17 protein-coding genes and 1 pseudogene are annotated in these 21,106 nt (G+C 36.3%); all 18 read right to left on the bottom strand.

What is annotated here, in order from left to right:
- Positions 1 to 105: 105 nt before the first annotated feature.
- The 18 genes and pseudogenes from BKP35_RS06775 to spoVG all read right to left on the bottom strand — a co-directional run bounded on the left by BKP35_RS06775 (position 106) and on the right by spoVG (position 21,051).
- Positions 106 to 1,077, bottom strand: coding sequence for a serine/threonine protein kinase (locus BKP35_RS06775; protein WP_071312619.1), 972 nt, complete (start codon positions 1,075 to 1,077; stop codon positions 106 to 108).
- Complete coding sequence (locus tag BKP35_RS06780) at positions 1,046 to 1,777, bottom strand: VWA domain-containing protein (RefSeq protein WP_071312620.1); 732 nt, start codon at positions 1,775 to 1,777, stop codon at positions 1,046 to 1,048. The genes BKP35_RS06775 and BKP35_RS06780 overlap by 32 nt, the downstream gene beginning before the upstream one ends.
- A gap of 440 nt (positions 1,778 to 2,217) precedes the next feature.
- Positions 2,218 to 4,712 (bottom strand): annotated as a pseudogene (spoIIE, locus tag BKP35_RS06785) (stage II sporulation protein E).
- 319 nt (positions 4,713 to 5,031) lie between these two features.
- On the bottom strand, positions 5,032 to 5,532 hold the full coding sequence (locus BKP35_RS06790) for a S1 domain-containing RNA-binding protein (protein WP_420534807.1): 501 nt from the start codon (positions 5,530 to 5,532) through the stop codon (positions 5,032 to 5,034).
- A 43-nt stretch (positions 5,533 to 5,575) separates the two neighbouring features.
- Positions 5,576 to 5,956 carry an FtsB family cell division protein gene (locus BKP35_RS06795; protein WP_071312622.1) on the bottom strand — a complete coding sequence of 127 codons (381 nt, stop codon included), beginning with the start codon at positions 5,954 to 5,956 and terminating at the stop codon, positions 5,576 to 5,578.
- Between the two features lie 13 nt (positions 5,957 to 5,969).
- Positions 5,970 to 6,560, bottom strand: coding sequence for a spore cortex biosynthesis protein YabQ (gene yabQ, locus BKP35_RS06800; protein ID WP_071312623.1), 591 nt, complete (start codon positions 6,558 to 6,560; stop codon positions 5,970 to 5,972).
- On the bottom strand, positions 6,557 to 6,865 hold the full coding sequence (gene yabP, locus BKP35_RS06805) for a sporulation protein YabP (RefSeq protein ID WP_071312624.1): 309 nt from the start codon (positions 6,863 to 6,865) through the stop codon (positions 6,557 to 6,559). Before yabP ends, yabQ begins: the two co-directional genes overlap by 4 nt.
- 374 nt (positions 6,866 to 7,239) lie before the next feature.
- Positions 7,240 to 7,506, bottom strand: coding sequence for an RNA-binding S4 domain-containing protein (locus BKP35_RS06810; RefSeq protein WP_071312625.1), 267 nt, complete (start codon positions 7,504 to 7,506; stop codon positions 7,240 to 7,242).
- 103 nt (positions 7,507 to 7,609) lie between these two features.
- Entirely contained in the window at positions 7,610 to 9,073 is a 1,464-nt protein-coding gene (gene yabN, locus BKP35_RS06815; RefSeq protein WP_071312626.1) for a bifunctional methyltransferase/pyrophosphohydrolase YabN, read from the bottom strand.
- A 150-nt stretch (positions 9,074 to 9,223) separates the two neighbouring features.
- Positions 9,224 to 10,822, bottom strand: coding sequence for a putative polysaccharide biosynthesis protein (locus BKP35_RS06820; protein ID WP_071312627.1), 1,599 nt, complete (start codon positions 10,820 to 10,822; stop codon positions 9,224 to 9,226).
- 285 nt (positions 10,823 to 11,107) lie between these two features.
- A complete protein-coding gene (gene spoVT / locus BKP35_RS06825; protein ID WP_071312628.1) occupies positions 11,108 to 11,647 on the bottom strand; it encodes a stage V sporulation protein T in 540 nt (179 codons plus the stop codon).
- Between the two features lie 562 nt (positions 11,648 to 12,209).
- Positions 12,210 to 15,734 carry a transcription-repair coupling factor gene (gene mfd, locus BKP35_RS06830; RefSeq protein WP_071312629.1) on the bottom strand — a complete coding sequence of 1,175 codons (3,525 nt, stop codon included), beginning with the start codon at positions 15,732 to 15,734 and terminating at the stop codon, positions 12,210 to 12,212.
- Between the two features lie 310 nt (positions 15,735 to 16,044).
- Positions 16,045 to 16,275 (bottom strand): anti-sigma-F factor Fin, encoded by a 231-nt coding sequence (locus tag BKP35_RS06835; RefSeq protein ID WP_071312630.1) that lies wholly within the window; start codon positions 16,273 to 16,275, stop codon positions 16,045 to 16,047.
- A gap of 131 nt (positions 16,276 to 16,406) precedes the next feature.
- Positions 16,407 to 16,964, bottom strand: coding sequence for an aminoacyl-tRNA hydrolase (pth, locus tag BKP35_RS06840; RefSeq protein WP_071312631.1), 558 nt, complete (start codon positions 16,962 to 16,964; stop codon positions 16,407 to 16,409).
- Positions 16,965 to 17,215: 251 nt separating this feature from the next.
- A complete protein-coding gene (locus BKP35_RS06845) occupies positions 17,216 to 17,848 on the bottom strand; it encodes a 50S ribosomal protein L25/general stress protein Ctc (RefSeq protein WP_071312632.1) in 633 nt (210 codons plus the stop codon).
- A gap of 99 nt (positions 17,849 to 17,947) precedes the next feature.
- Positions 17,948 to 18,898: a ribose-phosphate diphosphokinase gene (locus BKP35_RS06850; protein WP_071312633.1), complete on the bottom strand. Its 951-nt coding sequence runs from the start codon at positions 18,896 to 18,898 to the stop codon at positions 17,948 to 17,950.
- A gap of 143 nt (positions 18,899 to 19,041) precedes the next feature.
- Entirely contained in the window at positions 19,042 to 20,409 is a 1,368-nt protein-coding gene (gene glmU, locus BKP35_RS06855) for a bifunctional UDP-N-acetylglucosamine diphosphorylase/glucosamine-1-phosphate N-acetyltransferase GlmU (protein ID WP_071312647.1), read from the bottom strand.
- Between the two features lie 348 nt (positions 20,410 to 20,757).
- On the bottom strand, positions 20,758 to 21,051 hold the full coding sequence (gene spoVG / locus BKP35_RS06860) for a septation regulator SpoVG (RefSeq protein WP_071312634.1): 294 nt from the start codon (positions 21,049 to 21,051) through the stop codon (positions 20,758 to 20,760).
- Positions 21,052 to 21,106: the final 55 nt, after the last annotated feature.

The following is a 21,106-nucleotide window of genomic DNA, read 5'->3' on the forward strand; positions in this document are numbered from 1 at the left end:
TTAATTTGTGTTTAATAAATTTAGAGTGCTGCTTCGAAGCAATACCCACAAAAACTCAACGCTTTTCACTCATAACTCAACACTCTTCACTCATAACTTAGAATTTTACATCGTTTGTCCAAATAAGTATAGGATATATGCTAAAAGAAGGAAAGAGCCAAATAGAAATGTTTCAATAATTCCTTTAGATTTTTCTTTGCGGACTTTTACAGGCTTTTGTTTCTCGTTATTTTTGGTCGGTTGTTTTTTGTGAGAATCTACAATAGAATGCTTTGATTTACTTATACAACTAATTACGTCTTTCTTCATTAACTGCGCGTTACCGTATTTTCCTTGGAGTGCGTTCATTAATACGACTTCATACTGACGCAAAACAGGCTTTCGCTGAATTCTTTCTTTTAACTGCTTAATACCTTCTTGGTTTTTTTCAAAGCGGTTTGGATAGCAAATATTGATCATAATCATTGCAACTGAAAATAAATCATAACTTGGCTCTGCTTTACGAGTGCCTAAGCCCCAATAACCACGGTCAAAAAACTCAGTGTATTCTTTAATTGAACGTCCTAATAACGTTGTTCCACCAACATCAAGCCAACGAATTCTCGTTGGATGACCTACGACAATTAAATTATCAGGCTTTAAATCTCCGAATACCCACCCCGCCTGGTGAAGACGATCAAGATCTCCTAATAATTGCACCATTAAAATACCAATCCATTCACTTCCCTTCCCATTAATAAAGGAAAATAAACTTTGACCTTTTAAATATTCCATTGCATAAAAAGGAAATGTTCCTTCATTAGTTACCCAATCATCGACATCGATTAAAGAAGGTCCAAGGATTTGTCCTTGGACCTTTGAGAAATGTTTGAGGACATTTACTTCCGAAGTAATCGCCATACTATTAAGCCCTATTTTTACGGCTACTAGCCCTAAAGGAGACTCAGCTAAATAAACAGATCCTGTAGCGCCATTACCTAATTCTTTAACAATTTTATAAGGCCTTTTATGCCATTTTCCGATTAACTTTGTTCCAGAAGGAAGATTACATACCTGACTCTTCTTGATACTCGTCATCAGAAATCAGACTCCTTCTACTTTTTCTTGGGAACATTTCAATCGCTTCTTGTAGGGCTGGTCCCGTTGGCGTAATCCCACCTGATGAGAGCTTATGAAATACACCTGTTAATGATTCTATTTTTGGTGTCCAACTTAATAGTTTATCAACATTCTTTCTTTTCCCCGGAAATGAATACAATGAGAATTTATTTGAACCGATACGAGAGTTTAAGCTAATTGATAAATCGGTCAATGCCTCTTGAACCATTCCTAACTTATTTTTCATACTGGCACTCGTATCTACTAAAATTAAAAGATCCAGGTCCATCGTTTCGCCAAGTTCATCTACGACTTCCATTACTTGACCACGCTTTTCTGGTGGTAAATCTTCTATTTCTTGATCTTGTCCTAGTATTTGCGTTAACTCTCTATTAACGACTCCGTGAATCGTTTGCGTCATTGCCTGTCGAGTGACCATTTGAACCGTCTTTGCAAGCTGCTTTGTATAAACAACTTGGCTTATACCACCACCTGAAAGTGCAATATTTTTTATTTCCTCAATACCTTGCTCACTTATACGATCGTCATCAACCACACCAATAACGTTTACAGTAATTCCTTGCTCTTTTGCCAAAGCGGCAATCGCAATCGGATCCTCACCTTGGTTTGAACAACCATCTGTTAATAATAGAATTTGCTTTAACGTTCCTTTTCCCATAAGCCAATTCCCCTCCAATTTATCTGAATGTTACCATCATTCACTTTTTTCGGAGGGAATATACTTTGTTAATTTAAAAAGTAGAATTTAGAATTTAATAGAAGCACTCATGACGATTTAGTCCTCACCATCTAATATGGAAAAGGCGGATGGTTTCCTTCTCTTCGCTGTGAAGCAACTGACCTCAATCTCATCATGTCATACTTCGTAGCATAGGCTTCATGCAGCTTTGCGACGATTAACCGCAGGAGCACACTCTAACTAATTTCAGAGGCTCGTTCACGAAATAATCCGCCTTTTTTCATACAAATGGTGATATCCCTAACAGCATCCTCTGTAAATACCAAGCTAGCCCCACAATTTTTAATTTTTAATTTTTAATTAAAACTACGAAGCGCTGCCCGAAACAAACTCAACACTCAACACCCAAAACTCAAAACTTATAAAGCTTTCTTCCTACTAAAGCTAGAAGTATCGTACATTGGAATTGAGGACCACTTCGGTAAATTTCGTTCAATATTGGCAACGACAACCGTCATATCGTCTTCAATTCGGTTTTCACTCGAGCGAATGACCTGTTCAATAATTAAGTCTGCTACTTCCTGTGGATCTTCTGATTTAATTTCTTTAATGATTCGTCTCATCCAAGCCTCATTGTTTTCTACATGCTTTGGACCGTCAAAAATACCATCGCTCATCATAATAAGTAAATCTCCTGGTTTTAGCTGTTCACTAACAACATCGACATCAAATTCATTAATAATCCCCATCGGTAAGTTACTTCCTTCAATCATACGGACTTTGTCACCCTTCTTTACAAAGCTAGGTGTCGATCCAATTTTCAAAAACTTCGCCGATGCATCTTGAAGATCAATCATCGCTAAATCTAATGTAGAAAAAATTTCATCTGTTGAGCGTAAAGATAAAACAGAGTTAATAGATTTAATAGCAACAGTTTCCTCAATTCCCGAATGTAATATATTTTGTAATAGTTTTAACGTCTCATTACTTTCTAAATGTGCTCGTTCTCCGTTCCCCATACCATCACTAATTGCTAAAGCATATTTACTTGAGCCTATTTCCATCGTCGAATAACTATCTCCAGAAATCCATGCTCCACCTTTAGCTACAGTGGCTATTCCTGTTTCAACCACAAATTGCTTCGTTGAGCCAAACGATACGCTCGTATGTCCATTCGGATAAAAATCTTGTTCTGACTTCTTAACTACAATCGTTTCCTCTAATATATCTGAAAGCATAGGAGCAATAATCTTCTCACACTCTCCATGCGTATTAGTTGGCACACTTATTTCAATATCAACATTTCCTTCATCTAAACGAAAAATCTCAACATGACCAATATCTACTCCAGCATCACGCAAAGCATCTAGTATTTGCTCTTCTTGAACTTGTAAATTCTCTCGCTCTTTTTGAATTTCTTTGGCAAAGTCACCCATCACTTTTGAAACCCCAGAAAGCTGGTCCGCAACAAGCCTTCTACTTTCTAATAATTGTTTTTTTAACTTTTCCCAGCTTGGTATTGGCTTAGCTCATGTTGAATGACATGAACCACTTTATCAGCCTTTAAACAATACCTTGACCAATCTGATTTTATTCGACTACATAACTGCCCCTCCTCTTCACAACTTCCCATAATATCTTGCATATACGTATATGTTTTATCAAAATTAGTTGTCCAACATTGCTGCTTTCGAAAGCACATTTGACAAGTCTTCTCTGTAACATTACTTAAAAAATAGTCAACTTCTCGTTCTGGGTCATCATCATCATTCGTTAAATGCACATTAGAGAAACTATTAGATAGCGTCTGAAAAAGCGTTGAAAATTGTTCAACTTTTCCAGCAGTGACATCCCGAAATTTCCGTAAATATTGTTGCTGCTCTTTCCAGTACTCAGCTGTCCCCGGTATATATTTTGCAAGTTTCATAATGAAGTCCCTAGGGGTAATGAAGAAAATAGCAATCGCTACTAATGACTCCATGACTGTAATTCCAATTTGTCCACTACCATCAGCATAAAGACCGATTAAAACCGTTCCAACTAATAAACCAGCTCCGACACCAAATTTTTTTCCTTCTTTTAGTAACCCTCCTAATAAACCAGAAAATGCTAATAAACTCATTTGATAGAGACTAGCAACACTAGCTAAACTTAAGATTAACCCTGTCACTACTCCGACCGTTGAACCGATTGCCGCACCACCGACAAACGCAAAAATTAAAACTAAATATCTCGCGAATATATGTTCAAGAGCCATTCCATACATTACCCAACCTACTGCGCCCGTCATTATGGAAGCTAGTAGAATAATTAAACAAATAATCTCTTCATTTTTTAACGAATGTTTCTTTTTTCGATCCATAATCAACGGTACACTTTGAATGAAAATCATTGTCAATATAAGGCTTAAACCACCTTCAACTGCAGAAACGAGCCATATATAATTTGTTATCGTTCCTTCAATTACATAGGCAAAGGAGATTTTTGAAATAAAAACTGAACTAAATACTAAAATCGGTAATAATTTAAGCTTGTCCTCATATAATTTAATAGAAAGCCGATATAGTATTAAAAAAAGAAAGATAGAAGCAAATGCATAAGCCCCATGAATTGGCACTAGTGTTATCGCACCACTAATTAATGCCAACATCGCAATCATCGCTTTTTCCCTTTTCAACAAAAAGATCGTCGCAAAAAACGGCAAAATAAAAGGGAGCATTTCTGATAAAATCATCGCTCGACCGAGTAAAAATCCAATAATAAAAATTAAAAAACCCCATTTATAGAGCACTAGAGAAGGTAGATTGCTTAACCGTTCTGTAATTCTCCCCTTTAACTGGTTGTCCGAATCTACTGAATCAGACACCACTGCCCCTCTCATTGGCTCAACAGCTTTCAGTACTTTTCGAAACACTTACATCCACCACCCATATTTTTTATCGTGCTCTTATTATAAACAGATTTTTCTTTCAATTTTTGTCAAAACAACAGAGCATCTTAAAAGAATCGTTCGACTAGTTTCTAGTAACCCTGCCAAAATACCACTAAATGGTAGGATTTTATTTATAAATCATGTAAAAGAACTCGAAATATACAAATAAAACAGCCGATTAGCACGAATATTGTTACACGAAAAGCGAAAAAGCAAAAAAAAGCTTACTCATACGAGTAAGCTTTTAACTCTTTATTTAATTTGAGTAAGAATCCATCTATTACTGTCAATTTGCAGCAAGTTATCCTCGTCTAGCTCCTCGACCTCCACGCTTAGATTCAGTGTTTCGCTTTATTGAAGTCAGTCTTTCCTCACTATCTTTTAAAAAGCGATTCATTTTATCCTCAAAAGAAAGGGATGGGCGAGCTTGGTTATTTCTATTACTGCTATTACGAGAACCGTATTGTTTGTTTGCTGGTCGTTGTTGCTCACGATCACGTGGTGGACGCTTTTGAGGTCTTGGTTGCTCTTCTGGCGGACGGTCCTTAGCTTTGCGAATTGAAAGTCCAATTTTGCCATCTTTTTCTACAGCAATTACTTTAACCTCTACTTCATCACCAACCTTTAAAAATTCGTTGATGTCTTTAACATAATTATCTGCTACCTCACTGATGTGAACAAGACCGGTTTTACCACCTGGCAGCTCAATAAATGCTCCAAAATGGGTGATACCTGTTACCTTTCCTTGTAACTTGCTGCCTACTTCGATTGACATGAAAAAAATGCTCCTCCTTAAAAACATAATTATAATACTATCTAATTATACATGAAGAAAAAAACAAGTGTCAATCTGAAGAATATGGTGCGACTTTAAAGATAATTTCTCCAGGCTTAGTTAAATAGTAGTCACGCCTTGCAATTTCGGAAATATACTCCAAATCATGTAAATTATTAATTTCGTCTTTTAAATCTCTTTCTTCTAATTCAAGCTGAGCAAGTTCCATCTCTAAAGCTTGCTTCCTCTCGATTTTTCTTTCAAGAACACTACTTTGCGAATGGAGGGTAATTCCTGTTATTACTAAGACAACTACAACAAATATTCCTAAAGCACTTAGTCGACGAAAAAGTCCTTTTTTGCTCCGGGACTTTATTTCTGTATTTTTTTCTTGTTGCTCTATGTAACGAGAGTTTATCTCGCTCACTTTTCTTTGTTGTCCATTCTTCATACGATCACCCTTTTTAAGAACCTTTTTTTGTAAACCATCGCATTATATAGTTCTTGATCTTTTTAAAAAATCCTAGTTTATTTGAAAATTTGTCCAATTTTTCTTTCGGCAAAAGGCGCCAAATTCCTCTTCCTAACCAAATGAAGGGGGTATAAAGCACCTTTAATAGGAAAAATATAACTGTTATTAAGAAACTTAATATCATCATACACACAGTGTATAAAAGTTTCAATAACCCTTTAGTAGGATTTATGACAAGCATAAATAAAGCGGCTTTACAAAATTTATATGTCTTAATAATCGCTTGAATAGTTGCCTCTAAAATATTTTGGTAAATGCGATATAAAAGAGCGCGATAGCACGAATATCCACAAAGAAGTGCTAAGAGAATGTAAAACCTCATTTCCCCTTCATTTATTTGTAATAAAATATAAAAAACTAATAAACCTTGAATAATCCAAAATAAACTATCATTTATTACTGTAATCCATTGCTTCCACTTACGACCTCTAATTAAGCGGCTATAGGTGTCAATAGCCATTCCTAACCACCCACCCATAGCCACCATTACTAGCATTGTTTGTAACTGAACTGTTAAACTCACTTGAATAACTTCCCAAAGAATCCTTTAGAACTGTCGTTATGCTGCTGATCTAAATAAACGAGGTCGTATACTTTCCCTTCAATTGATACAATACCTTGTTCAACATCTAAATTTTTCATATGCAAATTTTGACCACGGATCGCTAAAAAGCCTAGTTCTGTTTCTAATAAAAACTCTTCATTGTCGAAACTTTCTACCTGTTTTACGCCCGTAATATCTAAATGCTTCCTTCCTCGCATCGTAATATTATGTTCCCTTGCCTTTCTATCTCTACCCATTGGTGTTCCGTATTCGTATTGATCCATGATAAGTTCCTCCTCATATCCTCTTTTACGCTATTTTATGTATAGAGGAATGAGAATAGAACAAGCTGTTCCAATTCAATTTTGAGTTTTGAGTTTTGAGTTGGTGGAAGTAACGCTTCGAAGTAATCGACTTAAATTTATTTATATACTTCAATGAATTTCATAATTCATTATTCTCACCACTAAGATCAATATATAGTTGCGTCAAAACCATTCGCAAACTATATATTGCGTGATGTGGCTCATTTTTGGTAATTATGAAATTCACTCACTTAATAAAAGTTTCTAGGCTTTACTCGCAAATAACTCAACACTCTCCACTCATCACTCAAAACTAAAAAAGGAGTGACAGTAGTCATCTCCTTTTTCTAAAATTATGTTTCTGCATTAACACTTTCTTCTTTGACAATCGTATACATCGTTGCTGCTTCGTCTTTTTTGGACGTTTCTTTTATATCATCGATTTTAACAGTCACTATTTTTTGACCGAAACGGATCTTTAGTTCGTCTCCTACCTTCACATTTGAGCCTGCTTTTGCTACTTGACCATTGACCGAAATACGCCCCTGCTCTGACACTTCTTTTGCCAACGTACGTCGTTTTATTAATCGAGAAACTTTTAAAAATTTATCTAACCTCATCGTTACAACTCCTTTATTTAGTTTTGAGTTTTGAGTGTTGAGTTGGTGAAAGTAGCACTTCGAAGCTTTACCCACAACTAACTCAAAACTCAACACTCTTCACTCAAGACTGCTTTTTCGCTTCTTCCCATATCTCATCTAAATAGGCTAAATCAACTTCATTAAAATTAAGACCTCTTTGCTCAAGGGTTTCTTCGATGTATTTAAAGCGGTTATAAAACTTTTCATTTGTTGATTGTAATGCCAATTCGGGGTCGATATTATAAAACCTTCCTAAATTAACGAAAGCAAACAAAACATCGCCGAATTCTTTATGAGCTTTATCTATATTATTATTTTTCGTTTCATTCATAAACTCAGCAATCTCTTCTTGAACTTTCATCCAGATTGGTGCAACGTCATCCCAGTCAAAACCAACTTTTGCTGCTTTTTTTTGTAGCTTACTAGCGCGGTACAGCGCCGGCATACTTTTAGGAACTCCTGATAAGGTGGAACTTTCTTTATTCCCGCTCTCTTCTTTTTCTTGCCGCTTTATTTCATCCCACTGTTTTATAACTTCGTCTTCACCGTCTAAGTTTCCTGCTTCAAAGACGTGCGGATGTCTACGAATCATTTTTTCAGTGATCGAATGTATGACATCATCGACGGAAAACATTCCTTCATCTTCCCCTATTTGAGCATGAAGCATTACTTGTAAAAGAACGTCACCTAGTTCTTCTGCTAAATGATCATCATTTTCTTCATCAATTGCATCTAAAACTTCATACGCTTCTTCTAATAAATATTTCTTTAACGATTGATGTGTCTGTTTTTGATCCCACGGACAACCGTTCGGTCCTCTTAGTTCAGCGATGACTTCGCGCAATTTATCAAAATCACGGTAAAGGATCGTCTCATCTGTAACTGGCGGAACATAAACTGCTGTTAAATTATTTAATGTCGTCACTCGGTCTAACTCATATAAAGGAACACGTTTTAATAATTGTTCACTACTTCCCGCTGCTGTAACAATGGTCACTTCATAATCATCTGGTAGTAAATCCATTAAAGTTAATTTCACTTCACTAGCAATAAAAGCATCATACACTTGGCAAATAATAATATGTTGCCTTACTTGCAATTCTACCCGAGAAAGTGAAGTGCCATCTACCATTTGACAGCCTTCTATTGGGTCGATTTGTACAGCTTGAAACATATTGTCTAAAAAACTTTGGCCTCCGGCTATTTCAACTTCTATATGAGCTTTTTTGCCTTGCTCAAGGAGTAGCTGTACAGTTCTTTCAGCAACGAAAGGATGGCCTGGAACCGCATATATTATTTCACTTTTTTCGGCTTTTTTGATGATTTGAGTTGTGATTTCTTCATATACGTTTTCAAATTGATCATTTTTTTCATAAACATTATCAAACGATTCATATGTAAACCCTTGTTTTTCTAATTCAGCAACAACTGGGTGCTCCTTAGTTCGTAAAAATACATCTTTAGCATTCATTAATTTATTATAAATACCTAAAGGCATTTGATTAAGGTCCCCAGCTCCTAATCCTAAAACAACTACTTTTCCCATCGTACAACTCTCTCCTTTTGAGTTTTGAGTTTTGAGTTTTGAGTTAAAAGTGTTGAGTTAGATCAAGGTATCGCTACGAAGCCCTTCTTTCAAGCAACTCATAACTCAACACTCAAAATTCAAAACTCTTCACTCAAAACTCAAAACTAGTTATTTACCTATTTTCGACTGCATAAACACTGCGAGCTTCCCTACTTTCGGGAGATACTCTAATTCTTGTTCTGAAAATAATTTACTAACAATAATAAAAATTAAAAAGACTGTTATACCTATTGCAACACTACTTAGCGCTACAAAACTGCTTCCTATACGACTATAAAGTAGTTCATCAAAAATAATAAAGTTCGTTTTTTTCCATAAATACGTCACTGTTCCTAAGGCAATTAAACTGATGACAACTTTACTTCCTATTGAAAAAGATACCCTTTGCAGCACTTGCAACCTCGATAAGAAAATTAGGTTAAGTGTTGCACAAACTGCACAGGCAACTACCGTCGCAATTGCTGCACCTAAAGTACCTAAAATTGGTACAAGAACAACGTTTAACAATAGCTTGATTAAAGTACCAACAATGACATGAATGACAGTTACATACACTTTATTTAAACCGTGTAAGATTGCCGAAGATGTTAGAAACAAAGCAGTAAAAACAATCGCTAATCCCATTACAGCTAAAACAACAGAATCTTGGTTATCTTTAAATAACATCACATTCGTCGGTTCAATAATTACAGCAAGTCCGATCGATGCCGCTGCACCGACAAGAAAACTAATTTTTAAAGAAAGGCTGCTATATTTTTGAACTAAATCACCGCGACCACCTAGCTTAACTTTTGCAATGAGAGGTACGACGATTAATGAGAAAGAAGTTGTTATTATCGTTCCCATTTGAATTAACGGTTGACCTCGGTCAAAAATACCTTTAGAGACTTTAGCGATTTCTATGTGGATACCACTCTCTAATAAAAACCTTAATACTGTCACCGAATCAATCAGTTGGAAAATAATTAATATGAGGCTACTAAAGCAAACCATCGTTCCTTGTACTAATATCGTCTTAACTTTTTCAAAGCATATGCGGTTATTGGTTTGATGCTGTGACTGCACAGTCCCTTTTTGTTTAATGTAATAACTATACAAAACGATAAAGCCGATAAAGCCACCAATGACTGAGCCAATCGCTGCCCCTGTTCCGGCGGCATACGGTCCAAAACCGCTAGACATTAAAAAATATGTAAAAAGTAATATGGCGCACACTCTCGTTATTTGTTCTGTTACTTGGGATACTGCTGTAGGCAACATTTCTTCTTTTCCTTGGAAATAACCTCGCATCACAGAAAGTAACGGAATGACAAAAAAAGTAAATGAAACCGCTCTTAACGGTGTAATTAAAAGCTCGTCCCCCATAACATTAGCCAGAAAAGGCGCATTAACATAAAAGACAATAAATACAAAAAAGCTTATTAAAAATAAACTAAAAAAAGCGCTCTTTATAATTTGTTCATGCTTCGCGCTTTCTCTTTCACTCATCAGCTTAGAAATAATGACAGGAAATCCATATGTAGATAATAAAATAGCAATGCCATACACCGGATATATTTGTTGGTAAACATAAAAACCAACATCACCAGCAATGTTTTGATAAGGTACACGATAAACAGCACTCAATATTTTAATAACAATAGCAGCTAGTGATAAATAAACTGCGCCTTGCCATAACTTGTTCGATTTTTTTGCTGCGCTATCCATTATTTATCCCCCTGCACCGCCTTAATAAACTTAAGACATTATAACACAAGAAAAGCGCAAGCGCCTTGGGAAGCTTCGACAAGCGTTGGAGGGCCAGCAACGTTTTGCCTCCTCTTCGAAACACCACCAAATAGGCAAATCTTGATGGACCGAAACGCTCGAGAAGCTAGGCGCTGGAACTAGACAAAGAAAAGCGCAAGCGCCTTGACAGCCCTGAAAAGCGTTGGAGGGCCAGCACCTTGTTTAAACAACAAAAAAGAAGGGAACCCAATCCCTTCTCAATTACTATTGTTCCATTTGTCTAGCTAAAAATCCTGCAGCCGTTTCGGATAACTTTTGCTCTACATCTCCCATTGTACGGTCGTTTTTTGAAACCATTACAACTGCTCCAATAGGGTCACCATTAGCTACAATAGGTGCAACGACATATGAAGTAACTTCTTCTGTTGAGTCACCGACAATGTTATACTCACCTTTTGTAGTCTCTAGAGTCGACTGTCGATCACTCATTGCATTCTCAACTATTTCTCCAATAGCTTTGTTTGAATAGTCCTTCTTAGAACCTCCTGCAACCGCTATATATGTATCGCGATCAGCAATTAAGACGGCATGGTTTAAACTTTCATAAAGAGCTTCAGCATATTCTTTTGCAAAATCACCGAGCTCAGAAATTGGAGAATATTTCTTTAGTATCACTTCTCCATCCCTATCAACAAAAATCTCTAATGGATCGCCTTCTCGGATTCGAAGCGTTCGGCGAATCTCCTTTGGGATTACTACACGACCTAAATCATCAATTCGACGTACAATTCCAGTAGCTTTCATTGTGATGATGCCTCTCTTTCTTTGTTGTAGTTACTTGGTGTAAGGAATCAATTTCTTTAGTGTAGAACTAAGAAATTAATACTTAATTCTTGGTCTTATTATCCTTCTTTAGAAAATAACTATTCACCAATTTTCCAATTAAATGCTTTAACGGAAATTGATCTTTGAACTAACTTGTTACCATTATTAGTATGGTTAGTTTAGTTTTTCTTTATTAACTAACATTATTCAAAAAAGAGTTACTACAACAAAGCAAGAAAGTAACGGAAACATCAAATATATAAATGTGACAGAACATCACCATCTAAGATGGGAAAAAGGCGCATGACAGTACCACCGTCACCATCTAATATGGAAAAGGCGGGTGCTTTTCCTCACTTCACCTTGACCTTCTAACGAATCTCAGACGTTCGTTCGCAAAAGCACCCGCCTTTTTTCATGCAAAACCCTCATGACGGTACCCACGTCACCTTGTAAAATATAAAGGGCGAGGGGTTTTCCTTTCCAACTTTCCAACATTCAGCTTTTCAACTACCGACTGACCAACAATCCAACTAACCAACTAAGTGTCTTTTTTCACCGTCCATAATTTAGATAAAATTTCCTCAATTACCTCTAAAAACTTCATTGGTTCAAATTTTTTCGTTTTAATCGTTATTTTTATTTGGTTACCGGCAGTACCTACGCCAATTTCACGACTCATTTTGCTAATTAATTCAAATAATTTCATCCCATCAATAGTTTGACTTTCTTTTTCAGCCAATAAAATTGAACACTGATGGTTATTTTCTGTAATGGATTGAATCCCTTCTTCGGAAGATAACAACTTAATCGCGGAAATTTTAAATAAATAATTTACTTCTTTAGGGAAATCACCGAACCGGTCAATCATTTCACTTTGAAGGTCGATGATATCATCTTCTGACTGTATCGACTTAAAGCGCTTATACATATCAATTTTTTGTTTAGAGTCCACAATATACGACTCAGGGATATAGGCATCGACATTGAGATCGATTTCAACTTCATTTTTTTTCACTTGTTCTGTTTTATTTCCTTTTCGTTCTTCAATTGCATCCTTTAACATTTGTGAATACATATCGAAACCTACAGAGGCGATAAAGCCATGTTGCTGAGCCCCTAATAAGTTTCCTGCACCACGAATTGACAAGTCGCGCATTGCGATTTTAAACCCGCTACCAAGCTCAGTAAATTCTTTAATCGCTTGAAGTCGTTTTTCTGCCACTTCTGTTAATACTTTATCTTTTTGATACGTAAAGTACGAATAAGCAACTCGATTAGAACGACCGACACGACCGCGTAATTGATACAATTGAGACAAGCCCATTTTGTCGGCATTATAAACGATTAACGTGTTAACGTTAGGAATATCAACACCCGTCTCAATAATCGTCGTCGTTACTAGAACATCGCTATTCCCCTCTAAGAAATCAATGATAACTGTCTCTAACTCTGTTTCATTCATTTTTCCATGAGCGAAAGAAATTTTAGCATCTGGAACGAGCATTGAAATTCTATCAGCCATTTGCGCTATTTCTTCTACTCTGTTATACAAAAAGTAAACTTGCCCACCTCTACTAAGCTCTCTTTCAATCGCCTCACGAACGAGTGCTTCATTAAACTCAACGACATACGTCTGTACCGGGAAACGATTTTCAGGTGGTGTTTCAATCACTGATAAATCTCTAACTCCTAACATTGACATATGTAATGTTCGAGGTATAGGTGTTGCCGTCAGTGTTAACACATCAACATTCGCTTTTAACTGTTTAATTTTCTCTTTATGAGTAACTCCGAAGCGTTGTTCTTCATCAATAATTAATAAACCAAGGTCTTTATATTGAACATCCTTAGATAAAATACGGTGAGTCCCAATAGCGATATCAACAACCCCCGATTTTAATCCTTTTAATGTTTCGTTCTGCTCTTTTCTTGTTCTAAAGCGACTCAATAAGCCAATATTAATAGGGTGCTCTGCAAAACGCTCGCGAATCGTTTCATAATGTTGCTGTGCCAATATTGTTGTTGGAACGAGAAATGCAACTTGTTTACCATCCATAATTGCTTTAAACGCTGCTCGAATTGCAACTTCAGTTTTTCCATACCCTACATCACCACATAGCAAGCGATCCATTGGCCGTTCTCTTTCCATGTCTTCCTTAATTTCCTCGATACAGCGAATTTGATCTTCAGTTTCTTCATAAGGAAAGGAAGTTTCAAATTCTCTTTGTTCAGGTCCATCCTCTGAAAAAGCATAACCAACGCTAGCTTCACGTTCTGCATATAGTTTTATTAAGTCATCGGCAATATCCTCAACCGAAGATTGCACCTTCTTCTTAACCTTTTTCCAGTCACTTCCGCCTAGCGCGTATATTTTCGGTTCTTTATCTTCAGAACCTACATACTTCTGAACTTGATCAATTTGCTCAACTGGAACATATAATTTGTCATTACCTGCATACGTAATGTGCATATAATCTTTATGAATACCATTAATTTCAAGAGTTTTGATCCCTAAATATTTACCGATCCCATGGTTAATGTGAACAACTAAATCACCGACTTTTAACTCTGAGTAATTTTTTATTCTTTCGGCATTCGATAACTTTTGCTTCCTTTTTGGTCGTTTCGCTTTTTTCGTAAAAACCTCTTCTTCAGTAATAACAATCAATTTTTGTAAAGGTAATTCAAAACCTCCACTTAGTTGTCCAATTAAAATTTGACAAGATCCTGTTATAAGGTCTGTATCGCTGTCTACTACAAGTGCTTCAATCTTATAATCTTCCAAAATATGATCGATCCGTTTTGCCCGTTCTTTATCTTGGGCAACGATCGCAACCTTATATTGGACTTTCGTCCAACGCTCTACCTCATTTTTTAAAAGATTAAGTTGGCCGTGAAAATTTTGCATCGTTTTGCAATTAAAATTGATGATGTTTTTCGGACTTGTATTAGGTACATGCCTTAAGAAAAGGGAAAAATAAAGGAATGGAACTTTTGTTTCTTCAATTATTTCTTCAAGATGTTTAGACATTTTCAAATCTGAAATAACTGCACCTTGTCCTAGTAAAGTTGTTTGCCACTCTGCCTCTTCTTTATCTAAACTTACTCCCATTTCTTGGACCCGACTAATTTCATCAATGAAGACAACACCATTATTCGGTAAATAATCAATTAATGTCGTCACCTCGTCATAATACAAGGACATATATTTATACATACCTTCAAATGAGTTTTTACCACTCAAAAGCTCAATCTCGTAAGAAATTTGTTCAAGCAAACTTTCTTTTACTTTGGAGTCATTGATTTTTGCTAAACTACTAGATAGACCTTGCTTTAAATTTTCAGCTCCACGCCTAAAGTGCTCCTCATACATAATCACTTCTTGAGCAGGTCCAATATTAATCTCATTTAGTTGTTTTTGAGACCTTTGAGTGTCCACGTCAAAAAAACGAATTGAATCTACTTCAGTATCGAACAACTCAATTCGTAACGGCATTTCTTCAGTTAAAGGGTATATATCGATGATCCCGCCCCTTAAACTAAATTGTCCTGGGCTTGAGACCATTTCTGACCTTTGAAAACCTGCTTGTACGAGTTTATCGAGTTTTTCCTCTACATTTATTTCATCACCAACTTTAAAATGAAGTTGGCACTGACGCCAAATTTCTTTAGGTGGTAATAATCTTCTTAAGCCTGCTATTGGAGTAATGACAATTCCCGTTTGCATTTCACTCCAATAGTTTAATACTTCTATTCGCTGCCCTCTCATCTCTGGACTTGCTACGGCAATTTCAGAAGAAATTAATTCGTTTACAGGATATAAATAAACGGATTGTCCGCCAATAAGGCCGATAAGGTCATCATATAGCTTTTGTGCTTGAAATAAATTATTTGTCACAATTAGTTGTGGGCGCTTCGTTTGTTCAAAAACTGATGCTAATAACAAGGTTCTAGCTGAACCTGTCAAGCCAGCAATCATTTGTTCACTTAATTCTGCTTCAATCCCATCTAGTACCGCTCTTACATCATCATCTTGTAAAAAAAACTTTTTTAATCCTAACAATTGGCTTTCCCCCTTTGTCAAAAAAATTCCTCCCCCATCCATTTTCATTAACGGAAAAATGCCTTGGTATAAACCAAAGCTAATCGTGCATCACTTTTATAAAAATTTAAGTATTCTTTTATGTGTCATTAAACTAATTTTTATTCATACAATGAATTTCATAATTCATTATTCTCACCACTAAGATCAATATATAGTTGCGTCAAAACCATTCACAAACTATATATTGCGTGATGTGGCTCATTTTTGGTAATTATGAAACTCACTCAAAAGAATAAATTTAAAACACCGTATTCACTTTAATTAAAACTTACTGAATAAATGTTTGATTTTCATGAAACTGCGGATTTCGATCTAGTGCTTCGTGACAGTCCTCACATATCGTTTTAACATGCATATGTCCGTCATCATCGTATTCAATCATTTCTGTTCTCTCATTGCTATCAAGTTGATGGAAACCTAATTGTTCACTATTTAAATTATGTTCTTCTATTTTTCCTACGTCAAATCCACAATGGCGACACCGGTAATGGATTGCCATACTAATTCCTCCCTAATAATATCCAAATTATGCTTAACTTTGATGTAATATCTCAACCGCTTCTCCCTTTAGAAGAAGTAATTGAAAAATCTATTATAGTATGAACTATTAGGGGAATTTGTATGCAGCAATTAATTAAATCTATTCATTACAGTAATAAAATCCTCACTTAGCCATGCTTCGCTAGCCTTAGTTGCCTGCTTCACCGCTTCGCTAACCTCAAGCTTTTCACTAGGAGCAAATGTACTAAGAACATAATTGGCTACAGAAGTACCAGGTTCCGGTCTCCCTACACCTATTCTTATTCTTTTGAATTTTTCATTTTCCAAATGAGCTAATAACGATTTTATACCATTATGACCACCGTGGCCACCTTTCTGACGCAAACGGATCTTTCCTGGTGGCAGATCTAAATCATCATAAATGACAACAATATCTTCCAGAGGTATTTTATAAAAATCCATTAAAGGCCTCACTGCTTCACCGGACAAATTCATATAAGTAAGTGGCTTTAACAAGAAAACCTTTTCACCATTGATCACCTCAAAGCCAAATTGACCCTTCCATTTCTCATGATTCAGTGAAATGTTTAAACTTTCGGCCAACTCATCAATCGCCCAAAAACCAACGTTATGTCTTGTTGCTTCGTATTTTTTCCCAGGGTTACCTAACCCGACAATTAACTTCACCTATATTTCCTCACTTTCTAACGTTACGCTTCTATCCTAAAAATATATATTCAATAAAAGTTTATAAAATCCTTTATAATCTTCATTTTCGTTACATAACGAGCATGATAGACATACCTTCATCATCTAGTATGTTAAAGATGAATGCCATCCCAACAAATCCACTATCGATCTACCGACCATATAGTACGGAAAAAGGGGCTGTCCCATAAGTGTCTGACACTTTCTTTTGGGACAGCCCCTTCAATGTATTATTCCTCTTGAGCTGTATTCTCAGCTTCAGCTTGTACTTCTTCTTTATCAGCTTCTTCTTGCTGCTCATCTGGTTCATTATTTAGAACCGGTGGTAAAATCGACATGATCCCTTCTTCAGGTTCATTATTAATTTCATACTTGTCCGATTTTGGTAGATCTCTAACTTGAAGAGAATCCCCAATCATTAAATGACTTATATCCACTTCAATGGCTTCAGGAATATCATTTGGTAAAGATCTGACTGATATTTCATGGAGTGTTTGTTGTATTATTCCACCATCTTTAAGTCCTGCTGCCTCACCGACTAGTTGAAGCGGAACATTAGCATCCATTTCACTTTTCATGTCAACTTTAAAGAAATCAACATGAATTATGTCGCCCTTCAACGAATCCATTTGAACATCATTAGCAATCACTTGATGGGTTCCTTCATCGGTAGCTAAAAAAATGATCCCGTTTTTCCCTGTGGTTTTTACTGTTTTTATAAAATCTACTTCATCTACAAAAACCGGTTTACTAGGGAGATCCTTACCGTAAACAATCGCAGGGACATTTCCTTCTTTACGAAGACTCCTTAACGATGAACCTCTTAAATCATCTCGACTGCTAGCTTTTAACATAGTGCCCATTGTTTTCACCTCATTATTTTTCGTTCTTTATATGGTGTACCCCATTATAGAGGTTTTTAAAACAATGAACGTTAAAAATTAACTCTAGAGATTACCGTCTTAATCAAAAAGCTGACTGACAGATCTTTCTTCATGGACATGAATAATCGCTTTGGCGATTAATGGGGCCACAGATAATGGTTTAATTTTTGGGATAAGTTTATCTTCACTTAATGGTATTGTATTAGTTACAACTAATTCTTTGATCTTCGAATTTTCAATTCTTTCGATCGCTGGACCAGAAAGAACTGGGTGAGTACAACACGCATACACTTCCTTAGCACCATTTTCAACTAAAGCATTAGCTGCAAGTGTGATTGTTCCCGCAGTATCGATTATATCATCTATGATGATTGCTGTTTTCCCTTCGATGTTTCCGACAATATTCATTACTTCTGCAACATTAGGTTTCGGGCGACGTTTATCGATAATCGCAATCGGCGCCTTAAGACGATCAGCCATCTTTCTTGCTCTAACCACTCCACCATGATCTGGTGAAACGATAACGATGTCATCCATTTGCTTTTCCTGGAAGTAATCAGATAAAAGCGGTACACCTACTAATTGGTCAACAGGAATATCAAAAAATCCTTGAATTTGTGTCGCATGTAAATCTAAACCTATAACCCGTGTAGCACCTGCTGTTTCAAGTAAGTTAGCGACTAACTTAGCTGTAATTGGTTCACGTGCTCTTGCTTTGCGGTCTTGACGTGCATATCCATAATATGGGAGGACCACGTTAATTGTTTTTGCAGAAGCCCGTTTTAGGGCATCAATCATAATCAATAATTCCATAATGTGTTCATTTGCTGGAGCACAAGTAGATTGAATAACAAACGTGTCACACCCACGAATACTTTCTTCAATGTTAATTTGTACTTCCCCATCACTAAATCTTGTTACCGAACTCTTAGATAATTCAATGCCAATCTTTTCCGCAATTTCTCCTGCAAGATCCCTATTTGAATTTAACGTTAACACCTTTAAGCTTGGATCACCATATTTCACCATTATCAAACTTACCCCCATAAATAAATGAATTTATTACTTGTATATTAGCGATTTCTTATATGTCATGCTTATCTACACTTTCGTTGGTAGTCGATCAACTCAACTAAGATGTATATTAATATTAGCGTTATGACAGTAGAAATTTAACCTTTTAATTTATTAACGTAGTTTTCTTTGACAGCTTGCCTTTCGCGAGCGATAGCTAAAGCATCGCTAGGAACATCTTTTGTAATTGTTGAACCTGCTGCTACATAAGCATTTTTCCCAATAGTTACAGGTGCAATTAAATTTGAGTTACATCCAATAAAAGCTCCATCCTCAACCTTTGTTAAGTGTTTCTTCACACCGTCATAGTTAACAGTAATTGAACCACACCCTAAATTGACATCATTGCCAACTTCTGCATCCCCTATATAACTTAAATGAGAAGCTTTACTCCCTTTTCCGAAGCTAGACTTTTTCACTTCGACAAAATTTCCGACCTTTACTTCATCACTAAGTTGAGAAAGTGGTCGAATATGAGCAAAAGGACCAATTTTGACGAGATTGCCAACCTCACTACTCTTCACGACAGATTGGGTTATGGTCGTTTCATTCCCCACATAACTATCGACAATTTCTGTATGCGGACCAATTTGACACTGTGCTCCAATCGTAGTCTTACCTTTTAAAATGGAGCCAGGTTCGATAACCGTATCGATACCAATGGTAACATCAGGTCCAATATACGTATTTTCCGGATCAATAATTGTTACACCTTTACGCATATGGTCTTCATTTATTCTTTTTTTCATGACCTTCTCTGCACTAGCTAATGCGACACGATCATTCACACCTAGAGTTTCATCAAAACTAGTTGTTTGGAATGCTGCAATAAGGTCATTATTTTTTTGAAGAATTTCAATAACATCAGGTAAATAATACTCGCCTTGAACATTGCTGTTTCCTACATGTTTTAAAGCTGAAAACAGTAAAGTATTGTCAAAACAATACGTACCTGTATTAATTTCCGTAATCTCACGTTCTTCCTGCGTAGCATCCTTATGTTCTACGATTCGCTCAACAGCTCCACTATCATCTCGAACAATTCTACCGTACCCAGTCGGATCGGTTGCTTTAGCTGTTAAAACCGTTGCTTTTGCTCCTTGCTCTTCATGGTAAGCTAACAAAGCTTCCATTGTCTCAGATGTAATAAGAGGGGTGTCACCACAGAGAACGATTGTCACTCCGTTTTTATCCTTCAAAAGTTCTTCTGCTTGCACAACTGCGTGGCCAGTACCTAGTTGTTCTTCCTGTAGAACATATGTAATTTTATCACCTAGTTGATCTTGAACCTTCTCGGCCCCATGTCCTACTACAACAACAGTTTCTTCTACCCCAACTTTCGAGACTTGATCAACTACATGCTGTACCATAGGCTTTCCACAAACTGGATGAAGCACTTTGTAAAGATTTGATTTCATCCTAGTCCCTTGACCAGCCGCTAATATTACCGCATAACGATTGTTCATAGCTACCTCCAACGGTTCTTTTTTTCCATTATGAATATATCCTAAAACCGTTGCCTTTTCAAGCACATTTAAGAATTCAAACAAATTAGTATTAACATCCTTATGGTCTGATACATGATTATCTTTTGTGAACACAAAAATATTATTCTTAAGGAAAGGGTCAATATCTGTAGAGTTTTGAGTTTTGAATTTTGAGTTTTGAAAGTAACTCAACACTCAAAACTCACAATTCAAAACTAAAAAAGCGTCAGCCACCTCAAGGATACTAAACATAGCTTGTACAATGTACACTTCTATACTAATACCATTTAAGGTGACTGACACTAACAGTCTCATTCAATTTGTTTTTTATGAAGCACCTGCTTCTTCATATTCAACTTCATCAATATCCCCAGCTTTTTCATACTCAGATAATACCGCTGATTGAATCTTCTCTCTAGTGTGAGAAGAAATTGGGTGTGCGATGTCTCTAAATTCGCCATCTGGAGTTCTCTTACTCGGCATAGCGACGAACATGCCATTATTTCCATCAATAACACGGATATCATGAACAACAAATTCGTGATCAATTGTAATGGATGCTATTGCGCGCATACGTCCTTCCGTATTTACACGGCGTAATCTTACGTCTGTTACTTCCATTTCTGCCACCACCTTTTTCCAATTAAATATGTCTTTGTATAAATTCAACACACTT

The sequence above is a fragment of the Anaerobacillus arseniciselenatis genome, from assembly GCF_001865995.1.
Classification (GTDB): domain Bacteria; phylum Bacillota; class Bacilli; order Bacillales; family Anaerobacillaceae; genus Anaerobacillus; species Anaerobacillus arseniciselenatis.